Here is a 25,353-nt window from a genome sequence, read left to right as displayed (position 1 = left end):
GTAATTTACTCATAGATATAGGTCTTGTTGACATTATTGTTATCCTCATCAAATGATTTAGATAACGGTTTAACATACCTACAAAAATGATAAAACGTGAACTCGGTTACGAGTGGCATTAAGCTTTGATCGGCAAAATCATTAAGAACACAAAAGTGATCATTATCGAGAGATTTTCGTGATCAAAGCTTAATGAGAATAAGTGATCAAAGTTAATGCCATTGGGTGATCAAAGCTGGGGAGAATATGCACTACTGGTGATAGATACCATTAAGATGATGTGATTACATCAACTAAGTGTCGTATGTTTGCTATGTTTTATCTAAGCAACGAGAGTAATTAATATGACAATAGCAAGTAAAGTAACGACAAGAATAAATCGCTCTAGGCGTTATGTTTTTGAGCGCGCTGATTTTGCTGATATTGCAGGTTACGACCAAGTGGGACGGGTTTTAAAAAAGCTAGTTGATAGTGGCCAGTTGTTGCGTATTGGGTATGGGCTTTATACCAAAGCGCGAGAAAATCGCATTACTGGCAAGTTAATGCCAGCATCACCTGCGGGAGCAGATGGAGTCATTTTAGAGGCTATTGAAAAACTGGGCGTTGAGTATCAATTTGATGAATTTTCACAACGCAGTCTTAATGGTGAAAGTTTACAAGTTCCCGCTTCATTTAAAATAATGACCAATAGTCGATTTAAGCGCAAGATTGTTGTAGATAATAGCGCTATCAATGCAAGTTGATAGCGATTTATTTTTAGATGTAGCAGATGCTCTTGGTATGGGTAACCCTGCCATTGTTTAAAAAGATTATTACGTAGTTGCATTGCTAAAGCTACTTTCAGAGTTATTTTTTGATACGCATTTTTTAGTTTTTTCAGGTGGTACGGCATTAACAAAGTCAGGCATTAAAACTCATCGAATGTCTGAAGATGTTGATATAAAAATCATTCCTAAAGATTTAGCTGCTAACACCTCTAAAACTAAAAGAAGAAAGGCAAGAAAAGCGCTCCATTTACAGTTAATTGATGCAATTAATTCATATGATTATTTTTCTGTAGAAAATGCTCCAACCGTTTTTGATGAATATCGATATCAACAAATTGATATTCGTTATCCTCAAGCCCATTCAAAAACTCCATGCTTACGACCGTTTATTAAATTAGAGCTTATAGAAACATTACTTTTTGATAATGTACAAAGCCGCAATATATCTTCTCTAGTGAACGAGATAACTCAACAGGTACCAGAAGTGCCGCTGATGGATTTTTCTAGCATTAAGAGTACACAAGCTGAAAAGTTAGTGTCTATGCTTAGGCGCACAGCGAACTTTGCACGTGATAATAGAAGAGACGATGATCCTGCGCTAATTCGCCATATTTATGATACGTATTATATTCAACAAGCTGGATTGGCGAATGTTCAAGATGTAGTACCTTTAGTGCAAAAAGTCATCGCGGAAGATATTACCCGTTATGGTAATCAGCATGCAGAATTTATGGAAAATCCGATTACTGAACTTAGGTTTGCTTTAGGTGTATTACAAGCGAATTCAATTTATGAAGCGCGTTTTAATAAATATGTCGTGCCAATGGTTTATGGTAATCATAGCCTTAATTGGGAGCATGCATTTGATGTATTTAAGTTATATTGCGACCAAGTACTAAATAATATAAAGCTTTAAATATCGTCGCCAACGCGACATTAACCATCAAATTTGCAATTAAAAACCAGAACGCGAGATAAACTCACGCCTACAATTTAAAAGCTGCACTTTTCGCGTCAGCAAGCTTAATGCCTACAGTAGTAACAGGAGCTAGGTTCTAGGGAAGTGACTAGGGACTAGGGTTTGCACCAGCTCGCTGCGTTGTATTTTCTTCTCTGATTCTAAGTGATGTATTCACCACAGAGGTTAAGAGGCGCTGCGCTTTAGAGAGTGAATATAAAGACCGCGTCAGCAAGCTCAACGCCTACGGTAGTAAAAGGCGCTAGGTACTAGGATTTGCTCGTAGCTCGAAGCCCGTCGCTCGAAGCTAATAATTTAAAACAATAACAGCTAAAGCCAGTTCCTACGATTTCAATTCGCAAACTCACACAATGAGGCAATTAAGTTTATTACTTGCCTCACTGTGTGAGGCGAATAATGGCATGAGCTTTATATATCAAACGCAAAGGTTTGCTTTAGTAACGGTTGTATATTTGTTTTTATCGCAATGGGTTTGCCATCTGCAAAGCGCTTAGGGTTTACCGTAATAAATCCCCAAAACTCTAAAAACCGCTCTATAAAACGGGATCTGATTAAAACACCTAACAGATCTTGTGGTTCTTTGTATTGCGTAGCTGGCACTTCATTTAGTAGGGCAGGAAATGCGGTAATGACTTCTTCAGTCAATTGCTCAACTGAACCGTGACTTTGGATCCGCCATAGCATAAATACCCAAAAAGTACGTAGATCGCAATCACTGACAAAGCTATCAAAATAGGCCCAATTATAGCGTGTGGTGGCAGCTTCAAGCATGGGTAAGAAGAAAGCTTTTATACCCTGTGTTTGATACTGTTTTTGGGCGGTTTTTTTAACATGGAAACGGCCGCTCTTAAGGTAAATAATGCCTGCAATATCTGCCAAAATTCGGGTGTAATGTAAGGCGTTAATTTTGTCTTCGTTACTACCTGCAAACTCACTGATACTGACAGGCTTTTCATGCTCAGATACGGCAAACTCTGGGAGTAATTCACTTGCTTGCTTGGCTATTTTGGCTGGTAAATTACCTTTGGTTGTTGCTTTAAATGATCCTCCTTGTTGCATCGCTTCATCTAGTATTATCGCTAAGTAGCGCATCACAGGACTTGTTGTTAGCTCATTCGGTATACTTATTGTTACCCCTGCCAACTCATTAAATGGTGCTCTTAGCCAATTATCCATTTGATTGGCTGACAGGCCGCAAAAATCATCTAATGAACTATTGTTGATGCCTGAAATTTTATGTTGAGCTATCAGGTTCATTTCATCTAGGCTTAAATCAGGGTTAGCAGCAATAGTGTGTGCTATTTCGTCAAATACTTCGCTGTGCTGCTTTGATGCGCTATCCATACAACAACGCTTATATTTTTTACCGCTATTACACGAGCATGGATCGTTTCTGCCTAACTTCATATGAAATAACTCTTAGTTTTGAAACTTTGCGTAATTCTAATCAATTTACTGACGTTGGGTCAAAGTAAGGTTTGCATTGATTTGATATTAGCAAACTTAAGTAGCTGGTTCCTACAATTGTAAAAGCGCTAGGATGTTTGCATAAACTCGCTAACTCACACAATGAGGCAATTAAGCAAGCTATTTGCCTCTACTAAATATTAGAGGCGACAACTATCCTGACACAGGGGGAGGTGAATGGTTGTCGGAAACTTCTAATTGAAAGTCTTGCTGCTAGCGTAAAAAATGCTACGCTATCCCTAATTTAACGACAGTGATGTATATATGATTAAAAGGATTTTATTGGCTATCTGCGTGATTTCAAGCAATAGCACATTGGCCGCAGAGCAGTATTCGCAATCACGGTGTGATGCTATTAAAGCCGAGCGAGAAAAAGTTCAGGATAGAATGAGGGTAGGGTATAAGGCAGCTGAAGGTGAGCGTTTACGCAGGCGCTCAACTGAGTTGTTTGAAATATTAGGTCGTCACTGCATAAGCCCAACTAATTGGAGGAGCCACAGTTCAGGTTCACGAACTTATACTCGCTCATCTGCGAATGATTTATTAACTAAAAAAGTTCATGACTCAACGGTCTATAGTAAAACATACGACAGTGATAGCAAGCGACTCGCGTGGAGTAGCTTTTACCAATATCCTGAGCGCTGCCGTGCTAAAGAAATGCAACAAACTGACTTTGTTTGGTGCAGTGAAAATCGAGCTGAGCAGCGTGCAAAATTTGAAGCCCAGTGGCAAGCACCAAGCAAAGCAAGCGTGAATGTTAAACAGCCAACGGTTGTTTTATCTCAACAAAACGCTACTGCAATAGCCACAATTACACATTCGATGACGCTAACCCCAGTGTCAAAAGCTGATACCCGTTTGAATACAGTTGCTTTGAAAAATGAAGGCTATAACTACAAAGTTTGGCAATTAGTGGCTGTTGGTTGCCTTGCCTTTATGGGAGTTTTTGGCGCTTACCGCTGGTTTAAAGATTAAGTGCAAACAAGTCGCTCTAAGTAAACGCCGGGTTAGGTTAGGCTTATTGTCACGTAAAGTATGAACTACGGGTTAACTCGTTACTGTAGTTTGGCTTGGGGCTGATAATCACCTTGCTCTAAACCTTTAAAGTAAGATTGGTAACGGCCGTTGTGCTTAAACTGTGATAAGTACTGATTAAAGGTGTTGAGCAGTTTTTCACTTTCGCTGTTATTTTTTGGAAATAGTAAGAAGCTTTTATTAATTAACAGGGGTTTGGGGTGGTGGCTAATAACATTAACAAGATCGGGCAGTTGGTGTTTGAGGGTAAAGTAGCCAACACTTTGCTCTTCAGCAAAGGCGTCGATACGCCCTAGTGCTAAACGGCGAAAGTTTTGCTCGGTATTACCTACCCGCGACATTTCAAAAGAGCCTTCGGCAAGGGCTTTATCAAACTCTGGGCCATAACTATAGCCAAGCCCACCACCGAGTAATAGGCCTTTTAAATCTGCAATATTTTGCCAATCAAAATGGCGCTGCTTTTGATAAAAAAACACAAATCGTTCACTGAGTACCGGTTCGCTATATAAGTAAGCAGTTGCTCTTTCGTCACTGAACATCCATACCGCAGTAGCGGCATATTTGTTATTTTCGGTATCGTGATATGCACGTGACCAAGGTAAAAATGTAAAGTTAACGGTAATGCCTGCTTCAGCAAATATATCGCGAATTAAATGCGCTACTACACCTTGGTAGGGCAGCGATTCACTGAGAAAAGGCGGCCATTCACCTGCGCTAAGTTGAATTGTCGTTGAGTCAATACTTTGCGCTGTTGGTACTGCTTTACTGGCGTTACTTACACACAACAGTAGTAACAGACTGGCGTTGCATATGTTGCGTAATCGTTTAGCTGTTCGCATTGTGTAATTTAGCATTTATGATCATGGTAAAAAAATCTGCATTGGTTATAAATTCCTCATTTATGATACTACAGTAGCGATCATGTAAAAGCGAATTAGTTCATAAAGTTATGCTGGGGTTATATGAGTTATCTGATGAGTGAAACCTATCTGGTTGTGGTGTGAGGCGACGTTTAATTGAGTCCCATATCAAATTCTGGCAGTTAGAAGTTTACCCTAATTTTGAATATAACTGCCACTATAAATATTATTTAGTTGGTCCTAAGGAGCATTTTAATTGGCCAAAGGTAATCGCTTTTCAAGCTTGGTTATTATCTAGATTTCAGCAAGATGATGACGCACTTAAACAATGTTTAAAGTAATACAGCATTGAGATTGACTAACTTTCTAACTTCATAACTTTCTTTAACTGGCTATCTAACACATTTAAATTAAAAGGTTTTACAATAAAGCCTGACACTTTCGCGGCGATAATTTCTTTGATTGCTGTGGAGCTGTCTTCGCAGGTGATCATTAACACCGGGATTTCGGCTAACTCTTGGTCATCACGAATACGATTGAGTAAAGTTTTGCCATCCATTTTTGGCATATGCAAGTCGGTGATAACTAAATCATAGCCTTGGTTTTGTAATAAACTTAATGCTTGTATTCCATCAGTCGCTTCAACAATATCGTGATAATTTAGTTTTCTTAACATATTTATTAATACATGGCGCATCAAAGGCATATCGTCAACGACGAGGATTTTCATAAAGTTAAATTGTCCATAATATGCAAATTACCTTAAGGTTAGTTAACAAAGTCTTACTCTGCCACAAAACACTGGGCAACTAGCTGACTAAGTCGCGCTATTTTTATATTGCTAAGTTGGCGGTAATCAAAGTATGGACACACAATCAACTTGTTTACTTTATCGATAGCAAATTCTTCATCTAACCACTGTAATTGGCACTGTAAGTGTCCTTGCTGCAGCAGCGCTTTAGCATATGTGCGTCCGGCAATAATATGCAAGGTATTATTGTTATTTAAAACCGGAGGGCTAAAAAGTAAGGCAGTTTGACTATTAAGCTGCAGCAGTTGTTCATCACGATAGTGTTGCCAAGTCGGGGCGAGTTTGGCGAATTGGTAATACTCGCTAGGCAGTGCAAATAACACTTTAGCATATACATTAAATACTTTACGCCAGCCATTACCACAGGCTTGGTTGATGCTGGCAATTTGTCCATCCACACATGACGTCACTGTACTTAGGTTGGTGTACTGTGGCATCGGTGGTACATTCGCTATATACACAGCGACTGTAAAAGCTGGGTCACCAAAGCCTATATTACTTGCAGCCTTACTCATTTATTTTTAGCTAGAATGCGGTCTAGATTATTAGCAAAGTTTTGACGATCACTTTGGCTAAGCGGTGGCGGTCCGCCGTTCATTTCAACGCCACTTGAACGCATAGTATCCATAAAATCGCGCACATTTAGTAACGAGCGAATATTTTCACTGGTATACAGTTCGCCGCGAGGATTTAGCGCTTGGCCGCCATTATCGATTACTTCGGATGCTAGCGGAATATCACCGGTGATCACTAGATCATTGGCTGCAATACGTTTGACGATTTCGTCATCAGCCACATCAAACCCTGATGAGACCTGCAACCGGCTAATGTATTTTGAAGGCGGAATACGCATTGCATGATTAGCGACTAAAATTGTTTCAGTTTGCGTACGCTCTGCGGCACGAAACAAAATTTCTTTGATCACCACTGGACAGGCGTCAGCATCAACCCATATCTTCATTGTTAACTTCTAATAGTTAGTAAAAAAATGATCCTAACCTAAGGCTTTTAGAACAACTAGTATTAAGTGAACTTTTTATGCTTTACTGCGTTGGTGGCCTAATTAACTATCAAGGAATCAACGATGAAAAATCAATTATTTATCACTCTTACTCTGTTCGTCAGTAGTTTACTGCTTGGCTGTACTGGCATGCCCGATAAGGTTGCACCAGTGAGTCCTTTTTCCATCGAACAGTACCAAGGTAAGTGGTATGAAATAGCCCGATTAGATCACTCTTTTGAGCGTGGTTTAGATAATATAACAGCGGATTATACAATTAACGATGATGGCTCTGTAACTGTGCTAAACCGTGGTTTTAATAGCGAGGAAAACAAATGGAGTGAGGCTCAAGGTACTGCGAAATTTGTTGATAGCAATAATGTTGGTCATTTAAAAGTATCGTTTTTTGGTCCTTTTTACAGCTCTTATATTGTATTTAAGTTAGACCAACAAAATTACCAATATGCGTACGTATCTGGCTACAATAACGATTATTTGTGGCTATTATCGCGTACCCCCACTGTGAGTGAGCAACGCTTAGCTGACTTTAAAGTGCTTGCGCAGCAAAAAGGCTTTGATACAGACAACCTGATAATGGTTAAACAGAACAGTACACCATGACTGTAAATCCCCTTTACAGTGATAGAGAATAGCTATGTAGGGCGGCTTGTGTAACTTTGACTTTGCTACGACTACACAGTAATAGGTTTTATTTTTTTATATTAAAAAGTAATTACTAGGTAATAAATATGACACATTAGAGGGATATCATATTCCGCATAGATTGATTGGCAATAGCTTCAATCAAGCTATTTGTAACATGAGTATCCCCCTACTATTTATAACCAAATCATTTGGATATAGGCAAACTAAGTTAGTTTGCCTTTTTTTTTGCTCAGATCATATTTTTACTAACTAAGCTTAAAAAACAGTTAAAAACAGCCCACTGAGCATTACAACGGTGATATTTAAAGCACTCATTATTTTTACCCAAGATGCTTTGAAGCTATAAAAAATCATTAATATTAAGACACTTAGCGCCATGTAACCACAAAATAGTAAAGCGCCGTAGCCGTTATGTTGTACAACACTCAGTACTAAGCTTAGTAAAATACTGATCCAAGCAGCGATCAAAAACTGTTTACTGAGTTTGTCGCTAGGGCGGGTTTTAAATACATCACGGTAATGATTAAATTTAGCCAAAGCAAAACAATTAAATGCCAGTAAACATAGGCTCAATTGCAGTAATTCATGCATTATGGTTGCTCCTGTAACTTAGTTTTTGCTGAACGGCGCGCCCGTTGTTGCGGTGTTTTAGCCGGAGTGTGAGTTGGTATTTTTTTGGCCTGAATTACAAATAAGGCTGCAAATATTAAGCACATTAAATCAAAACTAAACAACGCCCATTGGCCGTTTAGCAAGTAGCTTATTAGATTGCCATTGGTGGTAAGAGCATTAATAACAGGCACGCTGAGACAGGCGATACCGTTTATCCACGCGAGTAAAATCCACTGCGGCCTTGCGCGTTTAAATAGCGCAAACAAAGCAACGGCTAGCCAAGTCACAAAGAATGCAAGTATTTCTTTATCAGCGCGCTCAGGGGTTGTCATAGGCAGTAACCGGTTGGCAATAAAAAATGCGCAGGTTGCAAGTGGTAAGCCCATTAATGTGGCAAGGTTTAACCCTTCTACCAACTTTAAGCCAATTGTAGCGGGTTGGTCTTTTTTCATGCGTTCGCGAATACGCTTAGCCCACATAATACAGCCAGTTGCTATCATTACACAGCCAGCTACGCCGCATAAAAAGTATAACCAGCGTAATAATGGGTTAGCTAAACGGCCTGTGTGTAGGGCTGTTAGCGAGTCATAGAACACTTCAGTATTGGTTAATTGGGCAGCAGTTTTAGCTATTAAGCTGCCATCTACACCGTTAAATAATAAGGTGGGTGTTTGGTCGCGAACTAGGCTACCGGTGTCTGCACGGACTGTAATTGTGGCTGAGGCTTTATTTGGATCACGAATTGAAATTTGTGTTAAGTCAGCATCAGGCCAGTTAGTATAAACTTGATCTAAAATAGTATCGATGGCTATTAATGGAGCGCTATCTGGGCTAGTTTTGGTGCGCACATTAGTGGGTGACACATCGTTAAATAAACCACGAATACCATCTTCGTATGCGGTCATTGCTGGATAGGGGAATAACATAAATATTAGCGTGATTAGGCCTGTATAGGTGATCATAATATGAAAAGGTAACGCCAATACTGACGATAGATTATGACCATCTAACCAACTGCGGCTGCCTTTGTTGGCACGAAAGCTAAACATATCTTTAAAAATACGTTTGTGGATCACCACCCCAGATATCAGCGCTACCAACATAAATAAGCTCGCAAAGCAGACAATCCATCGGGCTGTGCGTACATCAATATAATGTAGGTCAAAATGCAGTCGGTAAAAAAAGTTACCACCTCTGGTGTCTCTTGTTTGTGCTATTTCGTCGCCTGTTTGTGGGTTGATATTGTGCTCTTGCCAACCACCAAAACGCTTCCCTTCAGGACGAGGCTTTTCATAAGCATAGTTAAGCTGCGGTTTTCGCTCTGTGGGCAAGTAAATTCCCCAACGCGTAGACTCCGGGCCTGCATTTTGTAAGTAATTAATACCACTGATGATTTGGCTTCGCTGTTGCGCTACACGCTGTTCAGGCGCTTGTACATTGTGCAGTGCTGGTTGATTCCATAGCGTTATTTCGTCCCGAAAAAAACTCACCGTACCGGCAAAAAATATTAAATAGAGTAACCAGCATACTAATAATCCAACCCAAGTATGCATCCAGGTCATGGAGCGGAAAAAACTCTCTTTCATAGCCAACCCTTTAGTAATGATAAGATCAGAGCACACCCTGAAGTAGTTAGTAAAATAGTGATCCATATTTTAGATAGTGACTTAACTGCAAACACCCAAATAAACACGCAGCTGTACACTAAAATAGTCAGGCTGATACTAAGCAGTACAGCATCTGATTTTTTCAGCGGTAAAATAATACTCAGTAACGCGGTAAACACGGCAGTAAAGGTATAACCACCAACAATGGCGGCAAAAAAGCGTGAGATAACAGCAAAACGGTAAGCATGGGCTTGATAAGCTTGGCTTAATTTAGATCTTATAGAGAGTGTTTGGCTGTTTTTGACAGATTGAGCGTGCATGATGATCCCTCAAAGTCCCAAATGGGGGCGAATAAAGAGGGTATTATATATTCTAGATACAGAAAAGATAGTGATTCGTATTTTCTTTGTTGTTTGTTCGGGTGATAGCGCAATAATACTCAGTATATTTACTTAGTAAAATGATGATCTGCTTTTATCATTTGCTGTTTTAATTGAAAAGTTCGCAAATTTTTCAACTGCTTGTATGCTTAGTGATTGGAAGGCTATAAGCCGTTACATTAATTTTTTAGGGAGTACTATGTCAGCACACAAAAAACTTAATTATGTTGAATTTGCCGCAGCAGATTTAATCGCCACTAAGGCATTTTTTAGTGCGGTTTTTGATTGGCAGTTTATTGATTATGGCCCTGAATATACGTCATTTAGTGCTGATACTGCTGGGCTTGATGGCGGTTTTTATCAAGCACCACTTAGCTCATTAACGCAACATGGTGCAGCTTTGTTAGTATTTTATAGCGAGGATATTGCGCAAACACAGGCTAAAGTAGAGCAATATGGCGGGAGTATTATAAAACCAATTTTTGATTTTCCTGGGGGCTGTCGATTCCATTTTACCGAGCCCAGTGGCAATGAATTTGCAGTGTGGTCAGAACATAATTGAACGCAAAAATAGATCATAATTTTACTAACTCAAGGAAATGAATTGAATGACAGATTTGAGTTGCGAAGAAATTAAAGCATTTGTACCAGCAAAAGATTTTGCGCTTAGTTGTGCGTTTTATCAGCATATGGGCTTTCAAATCGCGTGGGAAACCCCAGATATGGCGTACTTTTACCACGGAGACTGTAGTTTTTTACTGCAAAATTTTTATAATCCAGAGCACGCTAAAAATTTTATGATGCACTTATTAGTTGCAGATGTGACAGCATGGCATGATAAATTAACAAGTGCAGGGTTGGCGCAAAAATATAATATAAAAATTACTGAGCCAAGCTTGCAAGCGTGGCAAATGATTGATTTTGTTATTTATGATCCAAGTGGTGTGCTGTGGCGAATAGGGCAAAGCAGTGATGATGGCTAGCACCTTGTTAAAGCAAGTTAGTCAATGCGTGATCTGTGAGCCTGAGCTGGCGCTTGGGGCACGTCCGGTGCTGCAATTTAATCCCAGTGCGCGTATTTTAATTGCAGGGCAAGCGCCGGGGCTTAAAGTACACCAAAGTGGCATTCCATTTGATGATGCCAGTGGTAAGCGGCTGCGCGAGTGGTTAGGGCTTAAGCCATGCGATTTTTATGATGCAACTAAGGTTGCTATTTTGCCGATGGGCTTTTGTTACCCAGGTAAAGGTAAGTCAGGCGATTTAGCGCCGCGTAAAGAATGCGCACCTGCATGGCGTTCCCAGTTTTTAGCGGCACTGCCCAATATTAAGTTAACCATAGTGCTGGGTAAATATGCCCAAGCGTACCATTTACCACACACAAAACATTTACCCCTCACTGAGTTAGTAAAATCATGGCGTGAGTATTGGCCAGATGTTTTGCCATTGCCACACCCGAGTCCGCGTAATAATATTTGGCTAACTAAAAACCCTTGGTTTGAGCGTGATGTGGTGCCACAGTTGGCGCAAACTATTCAAGCAATTTTGCAATGTGAGGATGATTAGTTTGATGATCAATACCCAATTTGAGCAGCATGGCTTTTTTCATGTAAAAGGTTTTTACACTGAACGTGAACTTGTGCATGAGCGCGAAGTGATCAATTGTTTTCATCAGCAATGGATCGCAGATAATCAACAGTTTTATCAAACCAAGGCGGTTAATAGTGCCTATTTAACTGCAAATACCTATTTAGATGAGGCCCAGCGCTTAGTATTATTTAAGTTTATTGCCAGCCATAAGTTAATGGCTCAAGTTGATTCGATACTTGAATCAGCGGCCTTTATGAATACCCAGTTGTTTTTTAATCCGGTTAATCCTGAGCAAGAAAATTATTGGCATCGTGATATGCAGTACCATTTAAGCTTGGCGGAGCAGCAAGCTGCGCTATCGGGTCCTGAAGTGATACATTGTCGGGTTGCGCTTGAGGATGAGCCAGGTATTGAGTTAGTACCAGGTACCCATCGACGTTGGGATACCCCTGATGAGCTGGCAACTCGGTTGGCTATTGATCACAACAACACCAGCGATGATTTAGCCACCGGCCATGTGATAGAAATGCAAGCAGGGGATTTATTAATTTTCTCGGCAAATATGATCCACCGTGGTTTATACGGTAAAGACCGCTTAGCGCTGGATATTCTTTTTGGTGAGCCACAGCCCCATGTACTGCATTTTGTTCAGGATATCTGTTTGCCTACTCCAGCGATGCTTTCGACATTAGAAGATGCCAGTGCCTTTGCGGTTACTTTGGCACACCAAGAATAACCGCGCTACATAGACCTGCCTAAAAACCACATGGGCTGCTGTAATAATCTCGAAAGATAAACAGGTCTGAGCTACATTTCGCTGTTACTTAACAGCGCCAGTAGTTGATCTTTAGACATTTGCCCAGCATCACCACTGCCGGCGAGTACTTTATCTGCGAGTGCTTGTTTATGTTCGTGCAATTGCAGGATTTTTTCTTCAATGGTATTTTGTGCTATCAGTCGGTACACAGTAACGGGGCGTGTTTGCCCTAGGCGATGCGCGCGATCTGATGCTTGTTGTTCAACCGCAGGATTCCACCACGGATCGAGATGCAGTACATAATCAGCCGCCGTTAAATTAAGCCCCGTGCCGCCTGCTTTTAAGCTGATCAAAAACAGTGGTGCATGACCTGCTTGAAATTTATCAACTTGTTGTTTGCGTTTGTTAGTACTCATGCTGCCGTCAAGATAACAATAATCGATGCCGCGTTTTTGTAAGCGCTTTTCAACCAGTTTTAACACATCGACAAATTGGCTGAAGATCAGCGCTTGGTGGTTGTTTTCTAGTAATTCTTCAATAATCGCTTCTGCGGTGTCGAGTTTACTCGATGGCAACTTACTATTTTCTAATAACAACTGCGGGGCAATACAAGCGCGGCGTAATTTAGTTAATGACGCCAAGATAGTAATGTATTGGCTATCTTCCTGATTTGCTTGTTCAAGTGCGTTTAAACGGGTTGCTTCGTACAGTGCTTGCTCTTTTTCACTTAATGCGAAGGTTAAGTTTATTTCGGTTTTTTCTGGTAACTCGGTCAATACCGTTTGTTTGGTACGGCGAAGTATAAACGGTGCAATGAGAGTTTTTAGGGTATCGGCTTGTTGTTGGTTTTTATCGGCGTTACCAAAGCGCTTTTTAAATACTGGCAGGGTGTGTAAAAAGCCCGGCATTAAAAAGTTGAATAGACTCCACAGTTCCCCTAAATGGTTTTCGATTGGCGTGCCTGATAGGGCAATTTTAAATTGACCATTGAGTGCAAACGCGGCTTTCGCCCTTAAGCTCAAGGGGTTTTTAATTGCCTGTGCTTCGTCAAAGACAATATTAGCAAAAGAAAATTGCGCCAGTTGTTCACCAATTAGTGGCAGTAAACCATAACTGACGATCACTAAATCGTGTTTACCAGCCGTTGCCAGAATATCAGCGCATGCAGTGGCGTTTTCAATGATTTTTACATGCAAAGCCGGCGCGAATCGCTCGGTTTCGACTTGCCAGTTATGACACACAGATTTTGGCGCAACCACTACACTGGCACCTAAACTACTGCGCATTTGTAACACGGTTAAGGTTTGTAAGGTTTTACCCAGCCCCATGTCATCGGCTAAACAAGCATTGAGTCCCCAGTTGGCCAGTTGCATTAGCCATTTAACCCCGACTACTTGATAGTCTCGTAAAATATGGACTAAATGTGCAGGTAAGGTAGGGTCGATAGTTTGCTCAAATTTAGCTAAACGCGTTTTCCAGCTGTCACCAAATGTGACATCACCTAAGTCGGCAATGCTTTGGTGTAAAGGCAATGCACGCGCGTTGGCAATCCGTAGTTCATCACTTGGGTTGTGCTTATCAATATTTTGCATCCCTTCTAAGCGATTTAATAAGTTAGTTAAACGCTGATCCAATAATAATGAATTGCCTTCCGAAAACTCTAAAATGCTGCCACGGCGCGGGGCTTTAAGCAGGGTTTGTAATTCGTATATTTGGCCGCTAGGGAGTGAGATTTTACCACTGACGCTTAACCAATCGTTATCATCATTTAAGTTAAGAGAAAGGTGCTGGCTTTTGGCAACTCTCATGCCTTGGCTCGTTTCGTCCCAACTTAATACCAGAGACTGTGCTTTTTGCGCAGCTTCAAGTAACTCAATTGCTTGGCTAATATCTTCAGGTAAATAAAACTGCTGTTGAATTTGATTATGTTGCGGTGATTGCCGATCAGCAAATAATCCGGCCAGACTTTTCAGTAATTTTCTAAACGCTTTTTGCTCTGCTTTTAAATCACGTTTAATAACAATGCTGTCGGTTTGATCATCATCAGTATGTGCCAGTGTCAAAGCACCAATGCCGGGCTCAACCCAAGGGCCATCTACGCCATTTGGCATGGCATAAAAGTTAATGTTGATACCTAATTGGGTAAGAGCGATCACTGCGGCAAATTCACACAAGCCTTGGCGTACGTTGTTGATATGAGCAAACTCGGTACGCTGGCTGCTAATATGATGCTCGTTAGCCAGTACTTGTAATGCGGCATTTAGTTGTGGCAGTTTTTCTTCGGTTAAATTATTGGGTTGTTGCTCAAATAGTTGCAGTAATTTGAGCTGTTTGTCATCAATGGCGAATACTTGGTAACAATTTGCGTGACTGTGGATAAGTAAAAAGTCACAGTCCGGATCGCTGATACTCGGTTGCATTACCAGGCGATAGCAATCATTGCTGTCTTGTGCAATTTCAATGACAAACTCGCCTTTGATCAGCGTAAGTGGCTGTCCATTGTGATCTTCAAGCCCTTTAAACCCTATTAGTGCTTGTAATACCGCGGCCGTTGCATGTATTTCGTGATAACCAAATCCGGCATGGTTGTTGAGCACTTGTACTAAGTTATGATCGGCGCTGGTTAATGCATCTTGATACTGGTTATAAGCAAGTTCTTGGGCGTTTACTTTACGACCTTTGGTCCATTCGCCTTTGGCATTGAGTTGCTGTACTTTGGCTTGTATGAGCGGTAAATCTAAATGGGTTAAATCCAGTTGCCATACAATTCGTTGCTGCGCAGTGGGCGTATCAATTTGGCTAATATCATTAAGCCAACGCTGCCATTGTGGGACGCGGGTAAAGTGCTGTAATAAACCAGTATTGGGTAATGGTGTGTCATCGCTAAGCCAATTAACTAAGTGCTGGCATTGCTCAGCTAACCAGTGTTGATGCGCACTAATTGCGCTATTGAGCTGTTCTAACAGTTCAGTATCACCCCTTAGATGATTTACCTGTTCGTCTGTGGCGTTTTTAATAATTGCCAGTAATAAGCAAAATAATGGCGCTAATGCATTCGGGTTACCAAGTAGATGACTTAAGCTGTTGCTTAAACGATGGTTTTGATAGTTAGCTAAATCCTCTTCCAGCAAATAATCAATCGCTTGGCTTGGGTGGCTTAATTCCCCAAGATTTTTTTGATACCATTTTCGACAGGTATTTAGTTGTTTAATATCTGCAGCGGTTGCACTGATAAATAGGCATATAGTGTAAAGTAATCCGGTGATCTCGGTCGGATAGATGCCTTTGCCAAAGTTTTTTCTAAACGCTGTTAAAGCGCTTTTATACTGTATCAAAGCAATATCAATAAACTCACCCTTGATGGCATTGGTATTTGCTTCATAAAAAGTGGCTAAAACACGGTCTCTTTTATCATCTAACAATTCAGCAAAATTATCTTCTTGTAATAATATGGCTAAATTCTCATTCAGATAAATGCGTTTTCTCAGCTCTGTTGTTGGGAGCGCTTTGGCAATCAGAGTCGGCCATGCACGCTCACTGGTGAGGTTGAAAAATTGACCGCGGATAAAGTTATCCAAGCAAAGCTGTTGCCATTGCTCAGGAAGGCATTGCCACAGTTGCTCGCTGTATGGTGATTGCGCGAGCAAATTAACAAAAGCGCTATCAAGCTCAAGTGATAAATCACTAGGGAGCGGTTTTTTTCCGCTTTTTGCGCGGTCAAGATCATTAAATAGCAGGTGCAGAAAGTGCACGGCTTGATCGTGGTAATAATAGCTTTTTGTAGCTTCGGTTAAAAAAGCATGCAATAAAACTGGCTGATGTTTTATAGCATTAATAGCTACATAAGCAACTGCGCTAACTGATATACGAAAGTTTGGTCCGTAGGGGAGCTTCCAAATTAAATCTTTAGATTCGAGTTGTTTAGTGTATTTAGCGACTTCAGCTTGAGAAAACGAATAGCCATTTTTAATGTGACTATAAAGACGTTTAGTGAGCTGCTGGACAGAGTTCTCATAGCCATGCGATGAGCCACTTATTATCAGTGCAAGTAATACACACAGTTGTTTTTGGTCGTTATCAGTTGTGGCGGGCGAAAAAGTACTTAATGGCATAAAATCAATAATTAAAGTCGCTAATGATTGCAGCCAGTATAAGTTTCAGCTGGGGGAGTTACAACTATAAAAAAGCGACCCTAAGGTCGCTTTTTTATAAAAACCTATTGCACTCTGGCAAATAGTTTTTGTAGTTGCGGCATATATTCTTTAATTAGTTTTAAATTACTTTCGCTAACAACCGGCGCATCTGTATTAGCAGCATTAGCTGAGTTACCAAGTGTGCCCATCATTGAACTAGCGCTGTTATGCTTCGAGCCGCCCATACTTTGCAAACCGCCCATTAACTGATTTACTTTATCTTTGTTTTCTGGCGATAAATTACCTTTGATGTTTTCAAGGTAAGCCATCGAGACTTCAGAACCCACAGTAATTAGTTGTTCAGGCGTGAAACCATATTTATTGGTAAGGGCTGCAAACTCTTTGTATAAATCATTATCTTTGATTGTACCAAGGGCGCCTAATGCCATTGCCGTCGAGCCCCCTTCAGAGCCACCTAACATACTACCCAAATCCATGCTTTTTAATGAATCTTGATTTTGTGACCAATCAACAACCGCGGGTAATGCTTGCATATAACCTTGTAAATCTTTTTCTGTGATATCTGCCGCAAGGCTTGAAAAACTCATTGCTAACAAACTAAGAGATAAAATTATTTTTTTCATGTCGAGCACCTTTATTCAATTGTTAGTTGCATTAAAGACTATTAATTAGATAACCGCTATAAATTAAAGAGGGTTTTAGTCTGTTAACATCAGATGATATACTACATTTTTGCCTGATGTAGCTGAACCACATGTTAATTATTTCAAATACCGTAACAATCGATGAATGGGAAGTCGAGCTGTCAGCTATTCGTTCACAAGGAGCGGGTGGTCAAAATGTTAATAAAGTGGCCAGTGCGATCCACCTTCGCTTTGATATTAATCGCTCAAAGTTACCAGAGTTTTATAAAGAGCGGTTGTTGGCGTTCAATGATAGTCGTATCACTAAAGAAGGTGTGATTGTTCTCAAAGCGCAAAGTCATCGAACTCAAGAGCTAAACAGGGAAGATGCGTTAAAGCGACTAAAACAGCTTATTTTATCAGCCACTAAGGTTGAACGTGCTCGTCGTGCTACTAAGCCAACACGTAATTCACAGCGCAGACGCATGGATAAGAAAACCAAACATGGTAATACCAAAGCGCTGCGCGGCAGTGTTAAAGTTTAATTTATAAGTTTGGTTTAAGCACCTCAAATAACGCGTTAATATGATCGTCTCTATCATTAAGCGCAGCTATATAACGGTATTTTTCACCGCCAGCTTGTTCAAAAATCTCTCGGTTTTCACCTTCTAATTCTTCAAGTGTTTCAAGGCAATCAGCGCTAAATGCAGGGCTGATAATAGCCACGTCTTTAATCCCTTCGTTTGGTAAGCTCTCAAGGGTTGCATCTGTGTAAGGTTTTAACCACTCGGCTTTACCAAAACGGCTCTGAAAGGTGCTGATAACTAAATCTTTATCGAGTCCGAGCTTTTCGACCACTAAACGGGTGGTTTGTTGGCACAGGCAGTGATAGGGATCGCCATTATCTAAAAACTGTTTAGGCATACCGTGGTACGAAAACACTAATTTTTGTGGCATACCGTGTTTTTCTAAATCTTCGCTAATGCTGTTAGCGAGTGACTCTAGGTAGGTTGGGTTTTTGTGATACCCATTTATAAAGTGAAGCTCTGGCACCCAGCGCCATTTTTTTAATACATTCGCCACGGCATCAAATGTTGAGCCTGTGGTTGGGCTTGAATATTGTGGGTAAAGTGGCAACACAATAATGCGGGTTAAGCCTTTATCTCTAAGCTCTTCAAGGCCGGCTTCGATTGATGGATTACCGTAGCGCATCGCCATAACCACTTCGGTATTGGTATAGCCATGCTGTTTTAATAAGGCATTTAATTTAAGGCTTTGCTGGCGTGTAATATGGGTCAGTGGCGAGCCATTTTCAGTCCAAATACTTTTATATAGTTTAGCTGAGCGTTTTGGGCGAATACGCAAAATGATGCCATGCAGGATGATCATCCACACAATACGCGGTATTTCTACGATACGAGGATCTGACAAAAACTCACGTAAGTAAATGCGCAATGCACTTGCTGTTGGGGCATCGGGGCTGCCTAAGTTGGTCAGTAAAATCCCTGTTTTTTGATTAAAACGCTGATCATGAGGGTTATCGGTAACGGCTGAAAATCGCGACACGCAATGCTCCTAAAGCAAAATAGACGGTTATGGAATATAGGCTATTAATATTAATAGCCTATTGTAACGAATGAAAGGGTTAATAGGATCACTGATTTACAATGATTTGATCATGATCCTAAATGGAGTCGGTTTTTTAGCTTCTAGTTGCTGTAACTTTTCAATGGATTTAGCACTAAATATATGCCCCTTTGGCAGCAACATAATCCCCGTGTGACTATGCAGTGCATGGCTAAGTACCATATTGATGGCTAGCTCTTTGGCCGTTATTATTTTCATCGAGCCTACTTTTGCTTGCTGCTTAATGCATTTAACTCGGCAAGCCTCCAAAGCTTGCACTAATTTAGGATGGTAAAAGTTACCGCTGTACATTTTTACTGTTTCGAGTGCATGTTGGTGCTTTTCTTCATCTTTTAAATTACTTTGTTCAAATGCATCCCAATAGTCACGTGCAAGCGCGAGTATCATTGCACTAAGAGGAATATCATTACCTTTTAATCCTTTAGGTAGGCCATTTCCGTTATAGCGTTCGTACTGGTGATAAATGGCGTCAGATACTTCATGCAGATGAGTCGCAGGCATTAACATCAATTGTGCTGTACTTGGATGCGTATAATAACTTTTGCGTTGCTGTTCATTAAGCGCATGCACGGGTTTTTCATAAAGTGCGGGATCCATTGCTAACAGCCCTATCTGAGCTAAGTAACCAGCCATTGCCGCCATTTCTATATTTTTTGGTGGTAGCTGCAACTGTTTTGCTATTTGCGTACAGGTATTGGCAATGTTCTGCGCTTTGGTGCCATCTAAATATGGATTGGCATTAATGAAGTTATAGAGCAACTCAACTGTTGAACTATGTTCGTGTTTTTCATGGGCGTTGGCAATTTCGAGTTTTTTAAGTACTTGTTTTATTTGTTTGGTTCTTTTTTCAACGCGCTGTTCAAGAGAGCTATTAAGTTCTTTGAGGACTTCATTATGGCGATTAATTTGTTGTTGGAGTTTCAGGTTTTGTTTTTTAAGTTGATATTTTTCAATACTGTCGGTGATGGAACGTAGTAATAAGTCATTTTGCCATGGTTTTTGGATATAGCCATGGATCTTGCCTTGATTAACAGCTGCTAAGGTGATTTCTATATCGGCATAACCAGTAAGTAAAATACGCTGAGTATCAGGTGCTAATTTTTGCGCTTGTTGAAAAAGTTCAGCGCCATTCATTTTTGGCATCCGCATATCGCTAATAATTACATCAAATTCATACTGTTTGATTAATTTTAGTGCATCTATAGGTGAATCACTGGTAAGTACCGTAAGTTGCTGCGTTTTGAACAGCCGCGATAAAGAACGTAGCACAATCTCATCATCGTCAACGCATAATACTTGCATGGTTGGTAGGTCTGCTGATTGACTCACGATTTTACCTATGGATAAACAATATTATTAACCATAGCCTGTCTGCTATAGTTTTTCTAATTAAACCGTGTCATTGGCATCAATTGTGCTAATTTTAATGACAAGATAATCGTTTTTAATTGCTGGTTAATTAAGATGGATGCGATAGATGAAGACTACAAGCAAGCTTATTTTCGTGAACGTACCGCGCGTATAAAGGCTGAGCAGCTGATTGAAGATAAAAGTCGCGTTTTATATGCACTAAATGAAGAGTTAATAAAAAAAGTAGCTGATCTTGAGTATCAACAGCAGTTATTTATTCAAGCAGAAAAAATGGCCACTTTAGGTACCTTATGTGCTGGGGTTGCCCATGAAATTAATAATCCCTTAGCTTATGCAATGAGCAATGTAGAAAGTTTGCAACAGAGCATGCATGGCTTTTGTGAGTTACTTGATTTAAACCAGCAATATTTAGCTAAGAGGATTAGTGAAACAAATTTTCAACAACAGTTAGCATCACTTAGTGAGCAGCAATCATTTGCTGAACTGCAGCAAGATATTCATCAACTAGTGGCTGATAGTGCTGAAGGCTTAAGGCGCATTAATCAAATCGTGGGCAATTTGCTTAATTTTGCGCGACCAACAACTAACAAGAAACAATTGGCTGATATGACAGATGCTGTGAAAAATGCGCTTAAATTGCTTAAAAATCAATTAAAAGGTTGTCAGTTAACCACATCAATAACGACATTGCCGCTGAGTTATTGTGATTTGGCAACCATCAATCAAATAATGGTTAACATACTTATTAATGCTTCACATAGTTGCGAAGCATTAATTGATAGACAAGCACATATTCACGTGCAAGTTGATAGCGACGACCAGCAAATAATTATTAGTGTTAATGACAATGGTTGTGGCATGAGTGAGCAAGTGCTTGCAAAAGTTTTTGATCCATTTTTTACTACTAAACCAGTTGGCAGGGGGACCGGTATGGGCATGCCATTAGTGTACACTATGGTTAATGATCATCAGGGAAAAATTGAAATTGAGAGCACCGTAAATATAGGTACATGTGTGCGATGTATATTTCCAGTGTTGAGTGAGCGACCTTAACTCAGGCAAAAACCATTTAACCAGAGTTAGGTTAAGTAATAATTTGCTTTTAAATTAGCCAATTGTTGGTTAGTGTAGGTATGAATTTTATAATAACTTGAGGGTGAATAATGCTTAATGAAAAAAGTGAATTGGTTCTTAGGGATTATCTAAGTCAGCACCCTGAACTAAAAGTGGTGAGTTCTGACAGCGTGATTGGTTTTATCAGTGGGTTATTGGCGTGCTCGGAATTTTATGGCGAGTCAGAAATTGCCAATTATATTGCTGATAAAAATGACCCTATTTATACCCAATTAATGACAAGTTCAGCGGAGCATGACGCAATGATCACGCTGCTGGATAATGTGACCGAAGCTCAGGTAGCGCAGCAGCATATACTGGCAAGTATTTATCCTCATGGTAAAGATGCTAAAGCGCCGAGTGAGCAACTACAACAATGGTGTGTAGGCTATTTAGCTGCTTATATGGTGAATCAAGAAGTATGGCAGCATGACTTTAACTTTTTACTCAGTGCCGATAAACAGGTCGTTGAGAATCAGGCGGATGGACAGTTATTTATTGATAACTTTGAAGCGACGCTTAATTTACTAGCCACTTTTGCGATGTGGCCAGATTCGCTCAAAGAGCATCCAGAACCTGCGGTACTTAGTGAAGGCTTTGCGCTACTGTATACCGGATTAGATGAAAGTCTTACTGGCATTGCATCCATGGCATTGATGCTAGAAGATGAAAAACTGGCTTTGTGGGAAGAAGAAGGCTAGAAAACATAGTTTTAACAACCAGCATGATTTGAATAATCATGCTTTTTTTTGTTTAAAATTCAATCAAAAACATGAAATAGGAGAAAATTTAGCTAACTTTTGCATATATCGACCATTGTCGCAGTTAAATATGTTTCTTTTTATATGTGTATGTTGCTAGGATGTTTGCCAAAGCGCAATTTTGTAAATGACGCTTGATCACACTAATTATAACTTTTATTAATTTACCTGTTTACTACTGCAATTGAGTAAACAGGTGAAGAGTCAACAGGGTCGAACAACACACATGACAACACTTCGTTTAAATACATTGGCTATCGCCGTAGGACTTGCATTTAGCACCTCTTCAGTTATTGCTGAAGAAGCAACAGTTCAAGCAGAAAAAAATATAGAACAAATTTCCGTTTTAGGTTCACGGGTTTCTAACCGCACAGCAACTGAATCTTCGTCACCCATTGATTTAATTGACGCTGATGATTTAAACAAAGGTGGCTTTACCGAGCTTGGCCAAAGCTTACAAGCTACAGCGCCATCGTTTAATTTTTCGCGTACTCAAGTATCAGACGGCTCTGATTTATTCCGCCCAGCAACATTGCGCGGCTTACAGCCAGACCAAACGCTGGTTTTAGTAAACGGTAAGCGCCGTCATAATCAATCTATTTTTGGCCTTAATGGAACAGTTGGTGCAGGTGCTGCGGGTACCGATATGAATGCTATTCCACTGACTGCACTTAAAGGGGTTGAAGTATTACGTGATGGTGCAGCAGCGCAGTATGGCTCTGATGCTATTGCTGGGGTCATTAACTTATCACTGAATAACTCAACAGGTATAACAACTGGTTATGTACAATATAGTGAAACAGCTGAAGGTGATGGCGAGACTATTTCAGCGGGTTTAAATCGCGGTTTTGATTTGGGCACTGAAGGCGGTTTTATTAATTTATCTCTTGAGTATCGTGATGCCGATGGTACTAACCGTGCAGAGCGCGATACCGGTGGTTCGCTTGATGTAGAGCCAGGTACGTTATCTGACAACGTTCGTTGGGGCCAAGGTAATTCGGAAAGTGAATTTACCTCGTTATTTTATAATATGGCATTGCCAATGGGCGACGGTGAGCTTTACTCGTTTGGTGGTTACTCTGAGCGCACTGCACTGGGTAACGGCTTTTACCGTAACTTTAACGAAGCATCTAAAAATGTTACTCAAGTATACAGTGATGGTTTTTTACCGCGCATTTATAACGAAGCACAGGATATTTCTATTGCGCTAGGTTTTAAAGGTGATATTAATCCAGATTGGAATTACGATGTATCGGCAGTTTATGGTGAAAACCAATATGACTTTACATCACGCAATACATTAAACGCTTCTTACGCGGCGGAGTATTTATTTAATAATCCAACGGCAAGTGATGCTGAGATAGCAGCAAATGCAGGCCCAAGTGGTGGTTACTCAGGTGGTTTTAGGTTCGATCAAACAACAGTTAACCTTGACGTAAATGGCATTGTGGACATTGGTCGCGGCGAACCGCTCTATGTAACAATTGGTGCAGAGTATCGTAAAGAAAATTACCAGATAGTGCCTGGTGATGAAGCATCGTACGCATGTGGTTTAGCAAACATGGATACATCGTATCCATCAGTGAACGACCCTGAGCAATTTGCACAATGTGGCTTTCAAGCTTATAACGGTTTGCGTCCAGAAGCTGCAAATCAGAGTGATCGTAACAGCTACGCATTTTACGTAGATGTTGAAACTATGCTTACTGATGCATGGAACGTCAGTGGTGCACTTCGCTATGAAGATTTCTCTGATGCTGGAGATGACTTAATTGGTAAGTTAGCAACGCGTTATGAATTTAACGATGACTTTGCAGTACGTGGTGCGGTATCTACTGGCTTTAGGGCCCCTTCGCTGCAGCAAAGTGGCTATACAGCATTTACTACTAACTTAGGATCCGACGGCACGTTAACGCAATCATTTACTGCAAATACGGGCACTGCTTTCCCAAGTGCACTAGGTGTAGATAGCTTAAAGCTTGAGACATCGACAAACTACAGTGCTGGTTTTGTTTACGATGTAACAAGCGAACTTTCGTTAACGGTTGATTTTTACCGCGTAGAAATTGAAGACCGTATTACACTTGGCAGTTTATTAACGGCTGACGATGTATCGTTTAGCTCTGAGGCTGTTGCTGCTTTACAAGCAACCGGCGCTGTACAAGCTAACTACTTTTCAAACTCAGTTGATTCAACCACTCAAGGCGTTGATATAATTGCATCATATCGTACAGATGTAGAAGGCGGTAACTTTGGTGTTACTTTTGCGGGTAACTTAAACGATACTAAAATTGATGGTGTAAACGCAGCGGACGGCATTCCAGAATCGGTTGCATTTGATGATTTACAACGCAGCTTTTTTACCGACGGACAGCCTAGTGAACGAGCAACACTTACCTTTGACTACGAACGTGATGCATACACTTCAACAATTCGTTTTAATTACTTTGGCGAAACCGATGTAAAATATTTTGGTAACGATCATATACCATTACCGGGTGAGCTTTCGCCAACAGGTTCGTTTAAACCAACAAGTACGGTTGAATCTGCAGTGTTAGTTGATTTAAACGTGAGTTACCAAATTAACGATATGTTTGTGCTTTCGGTTGGTGCCGATAACGTATTTGATGAAACGCCAGATGAACTAGGCGATGACGAAGTACTAAACTTTATCACCAATGGCGCATTTAAATACCCTGTACGTGCATTGCCTTATGGCTTTGATGGCAGAAGTTATTACGCAAAAGTAAGCTTTAGTTTCTAAATTTATAGTTGTTTATTAAGCCCGCAAATAAGCGGGCTTTTTGATTTAAAATACTTGTATTTTTTTATATCAAGCATACAATCGCAAAACTTTTAAAGAGGAAAAATAAATGAGTAAACGTCGTTCTAAAGTGATTAAATCTACAACATCAGTAGATACAGGTCGGGGTGTTATTCGCGATAATGCATTAGCGGCATTAGTGACATCGAAAATTTTTAAACCACAAATTGTAGCTGCTAAAAAAGGCAAAGGCGCTTACAAACGCAACAAAAAACACGCAGGACAAGAGTCCTATTTAATCGCCGCTTAATGACGTTGTGATCAAATAGGGCTTTTATTTAAATGCTATTTTTTACAAAAAATAGCAAGCTCCGACATTTTTTTAAAAACCT

At 40.3% G+C, this 25,353-nt stretch carries 25 protein-coding genes; 13 read left to right on the top strand and 12 right to left on the bottom strand.

Annotation, left to right across the window (positions count from 1 at the left end):
* Nucleotides 1-344 precede the first annotated feature (344 nt).
* Both H5158_RS10725 and H5158_RS10720 read left to right on the top strand, forming a co-directional pair.
* A complete protein-coding gene (locus H5158_RS10725) occupies nt 345-743 on the top strand; it encodes a DUF6088 family protein (protein ID WP_182735325.1) in 399 nt (132 codons plus the stop codon).
* Nucleotides 744-825: 82 nt separating this feature from the next.
* Complete coding sequence (locus tag H5158_RS10720; RefSeq protein WP_182740000.1) at nt 826-1,683, top strand: nucleotidyl transferase AbiEii/AbiGii toxin family protein; 858 nt, start codon at nt 826-828, stop codon at nt 1,681-1,683.
* A gap of 471 nt (nt 1,684-2,154) precedes the next feature.
* Here H5158_RS10720 and H5158_RS10715 read toward each other — a convergent pair whose 3' ends face one another.
* Nucleotides 2,155-3,153, bottom strand: a complete 999-nt coding sequence (locus H5158_RS10715; RefSeq protein WP_182739999.1) for a YecA family protein — start codon at nt 3,151-3,153, stop codon at nt 2,155-2,157.
* A gap of 324 nt (nt 3,154-3,477) precedes the next feature.
* Between H5158_RS10715 and H5158_RS10710 the strand changes: the two genes are divergently transcribed.
* Nucleotides 3,478-4,188, top strand: a complete 711-nt coding sequence (locus tag H5158_RS10710; protein ID WP_182739998.1) for a hypothetical protein — start codon at nt 3,478-3,480, stop codon at nt 4,186-4,188.
* A gap of 80 nt (nt 4,189-4,268) precedes the next feature.
* On the opposite strand, the gene H5158_RS10705 is transcribed toward H5158_RS10710, so the two are convergent.
* The 4 genes from H5158_RS10705 to H5158_RS10690 all read right to left on the bottom strand — a co-directional run bounded on the left by H5158_RS10705 (nt 4,269) and on the right by H5158_RS10690 (nt 6,880).
* Entirely contained in the window at nt 4,269-5,102 is an 834-nt protein-coding gene (locus H5158_RS10705) for an ABC transporter substrate-binding protein (RefSeq protein WP_259398492.1), read from the bottom strand.
* A 364-nt stretch (nt 5,103-5,466) separates the two neighbouring features.
* Nucleotides 5,467-5,838 (bottom strand): response regulator, encoded by a 372-nt coding sequence (locus H5158_RS10700; RefSeq protein WP_145239878.1) that lies wholly within the window; start codon nt 5,836-5,838, stop codon nt 5,467-5,469.
* Between the two features lie 53 nt (nt 5,839-5,891).
* Entirely contained in the window at nt 5,892-6,434 is a 543-nt protein-coding gene (locus H5158_RS10695) for a DUF6942 family protein (protein ID WP_182739997.1), read from the bottom strand.
* Entirely contained in the window at nt 6,431-6,880 is a 450-nt protein-coding gene (locus tag H5158_RS10690; RefSeq protein WP_145239874.1) for a YaiI/YqxD family protein, read from the bottom strand. The genes H5158_RS10695 and H5158_RS10690 overlap by 4 nt, the downstream gene beginning before the upstream one ends.
* Nucleotides 6,881-7,003: 123 nt before the next feature.
* On the opposite strand from H5158_RS10690, the gene H5158_RS10685 reads away from it, so the two are divergent.
* Complete coding sequence (locus H5158_RS10685) at nt 7,004-7,540, top strand: lipocalin family protein (protein ID WP_182718227.1); 537 nt, start codon at nt 7,004-7,006, stop codon at nt 7,538-7,540.
* 300 nt (nt 7,541-7,840) lie between these two features.
* On the opposite strand, the gene H5158_RS10680 is transcribed toward H5158_RS10685, so the two are convergent.
* The 3 genes from H5158_RS10680 to H5158_RS10670 are packed head-to-tail and all read right to left on the bottom strand — an operon-like array spanning nt 7,841 to nt 10,124.
* Nucleotides 7,841-8,176: a DUF3325 domain-containing protein gene (locus H5158_RS10680; protein ID WP_149981968.1), complete on the bottom strand. Its 336-nt coding sequence runs from the start codon at nt 8,174-8,176 to the stop codon at nt 7,841-7,843.
* Nucleotides 8,176-9,783, bottom strand: coding sequence for a PepSY domain-containing protein (locus tag H5158_RS10675; RefSeq protein ID WP_182739996.1), 1,608 nt, complete (start codon nt 9,781-9,783; stop codon nt 8,176-8,178). Before H5158_RS10675 ends, H5158_RS10680 begins: the two co-directional genes overlap by 1 nt.
* Nucleotides 9,780-10,124, bottom strand: a complete 345-nt coding sequence (locus H5158_RS10670) for a hypothetical protein (protein ID WP_182739995.1) — start codon at nt 10,122-10,124, stop codon at nt 9,780-9,782. The genes H5158_RS10675 and H5158_RS10670 overlap by 4 nt, the downstream gene beginning before the upstream one ends.
* Nucleotides 10,125-10,383: 259 nt before the next feature.
* Between H5158_RS10670 and H5158_RS10665 the strand changes: the two genes are divergently transcribed.
* From H5158_RS10665 to H5158_RS10650, 4 genes are read left to right on the top strand one after another with little or no spacing between them, the layout of a single operon-like run.
* Nucleotides 10,384-10,746, top strand: coding sequence for a VOC family protein (locus H5158_RS10665; protein ID WP_182718230.1), 363 nt, complete (start codon nt 10,384-10,386; stop codon nt 10,744-10,746).
* A 46-nt stretch (nt 10,747-10,792) separates the two neighbouring features.
* Entirely contained in the window at nt 10,793-11,167 is a 375-nt protein-coding gene (locus H5158_RS10660; protein ID WP_182718231.1) for a VOC family protein, read from the top strand.
* Nucleotides 11,157-11,747 (top strand): uracil-DNA glycosylase family protein, encoded by a 591-nt coding sequence (locus H5158_RS10655; RefSeq protein WP_182718232.1) that lies wholly within the window; start codon nt 11,157-11,159, stop codon nt 11,745-11,747. Before H5158_RS10660 ends, H5158_RS10655 begins: the two co-directional genes overlap by 11 nt.
* Before the next feature lie 4 nt (nt 11,748-11,751).
* A complete protein-coding gene (locus tag H5158_RS10650; RefSeq protein ID WP_145239853.1) occupies nt 11,752-12,507 on the top strand; it encodes a phytanoyl-CoA dioxygenase family protein in 756 nt (251 codons plus the stop codon).
* A 71-nt stretch (nt 12,508-12,578) separates the two neighbouring features.
* Here the strand turns inward: H5158_RS10650 and H5158_RS10645 are convergent, their stop codons facing one another.
* Nucleotides 12,579-16,640: a DEAD/DEAH box helicase gene (locus tag H5158_RS10645; RefSeq protein WP_182739994.1), complete on the bottom strand. Its 4,062-nt coding sequence runs from the start codon at nt 16,638-16,640 to the stop codon at nt 12,579-12,581.
* 104 nt (nt 16,641-16,744) lie between these two features.
* Nucleotides 16,745-17,305 (bottom strand): short-chain dehydrogenase, encoded by a 561-nt coding sequence (locus H5158_RS10640; protein ID WP_182739993.1) that lies wholly within the window; start codon nt 17,303-17,305, stop codon nt 16,745-16,747.
* A 131-nt stretch (nt 17,306-17,436) separates the two neighbouring features.
* On the opposite strand from H5158_RS10640, the gene arfB reads away from it, so the two are divergent.
* Entirely contained in the window at nt 17,437-17,850 is a 414-nt protein-coding gene (gene arfB, locus H5158_RS10635; RefSeq protein WP_145239847.1) for an alternative ribosome rescue aminoacyl-tRNA hydrolase ArfB, read from the top strand.
* Between the two features lies 1 nt (nt 17,851).
* Here arfB and hemH read toward each other — a convergent pair whose 3' ends face one another.
* Together hemH and H5158_RS10625 are read right to left on the bottom strand one after the other, a co-directional pair.
* Nucleotides 17,852-18,871, bottom strand: a complete 1,020-nt coding sequence (gene hemH, locus H5158_RS10630; protein ID WP_182739992.1) for a ferrochelatase — start codon at nt 18,869-18,871, stop codon at nt 17,852-17,854.
* 96 nt (nt 18,872-18,967) lie between these two features.
* On the bottom strand, nt 18,968-20,254 hold the full coding sequence (locus H5158_RS10625; protein WP_182740004.1) for an HD domain-containing phosphohydrolase: 1,287 nt from the start codon (nt 20,252-20,254) through the stop codon (nt 18,968-18,970).
* A gap of 162 nt (nt 20,255-20,416) precedes the next feature.
* Between H5158_RS10625 and H5158_RS10620 the strand changes: the two genes are divergently transcribed.
* The 4 genes from H5158_RS10620 to arfA all read left to right on the top strand — a co-directional run bounded on the left by H5158_RS10620 (nt 20,417) and on the right by arfA (nt 25,271).
* Nucleotides 20,417-21,376: a sensor histidine kinase gene (locus H5158_RS10620; protein ID WP_182718235.1), complete on the top strand. Its 960-nt coding sequence runs from the start codon at nt 20,417-20,419 to the stop codon at nt 21,374-21,376.
* Between the two features lie 110 nt (nt 21,377-21,486).
* Entirely contained in the window at nt 21,487-22,137 is a 651-nt protein-coding gene (locus H5158_RS10615; RefSeq protein ID WP_182718236.1) for a hypothetical protein, read from the top strand.
* A 286-nt stretch (nt 22,138-22,423) separates the two neighbouring features.
* Complete coding sequence (locus H5158_RS10610) at nt 22,424-24,961, top strand: TonB-dependent siderophore receptor (RefSeq protein ID WP_149981959.1); 2,538 nt, start codon at nt 22,424-22,426, stop codon at nt 24,959-24,961.
* Nucleotides 24,962-25,070: 109 nt separating this feature from the next.
* A complete protein-coding gene (gene arfA / locus H5158_RS10605; protein ID WP_182718237.1) occupies nt 25,071-25,271 on the top strand; it encodes an alternative ribosome rescue factor ArfA in 201 nt (66 codons plus the stop codon).
* Nucleotides 25,272-25,353: the final 82 nt, after the last annotated feature.

It is taken from the genome of Pseudoalteromonas sp. SR45-6 (assembly GCF_014163545.1).
GTDB lineage: Bacteria > Pseudomonadota > Gammaproteobacteria > Enterobacterales > Alteromonadaceae > Pseudoalteromonas > Pseudoalteromonas rhizosphaerae.
This window is presented reverse-complemented; position numbering and strand designations above follow the sequence as displayed.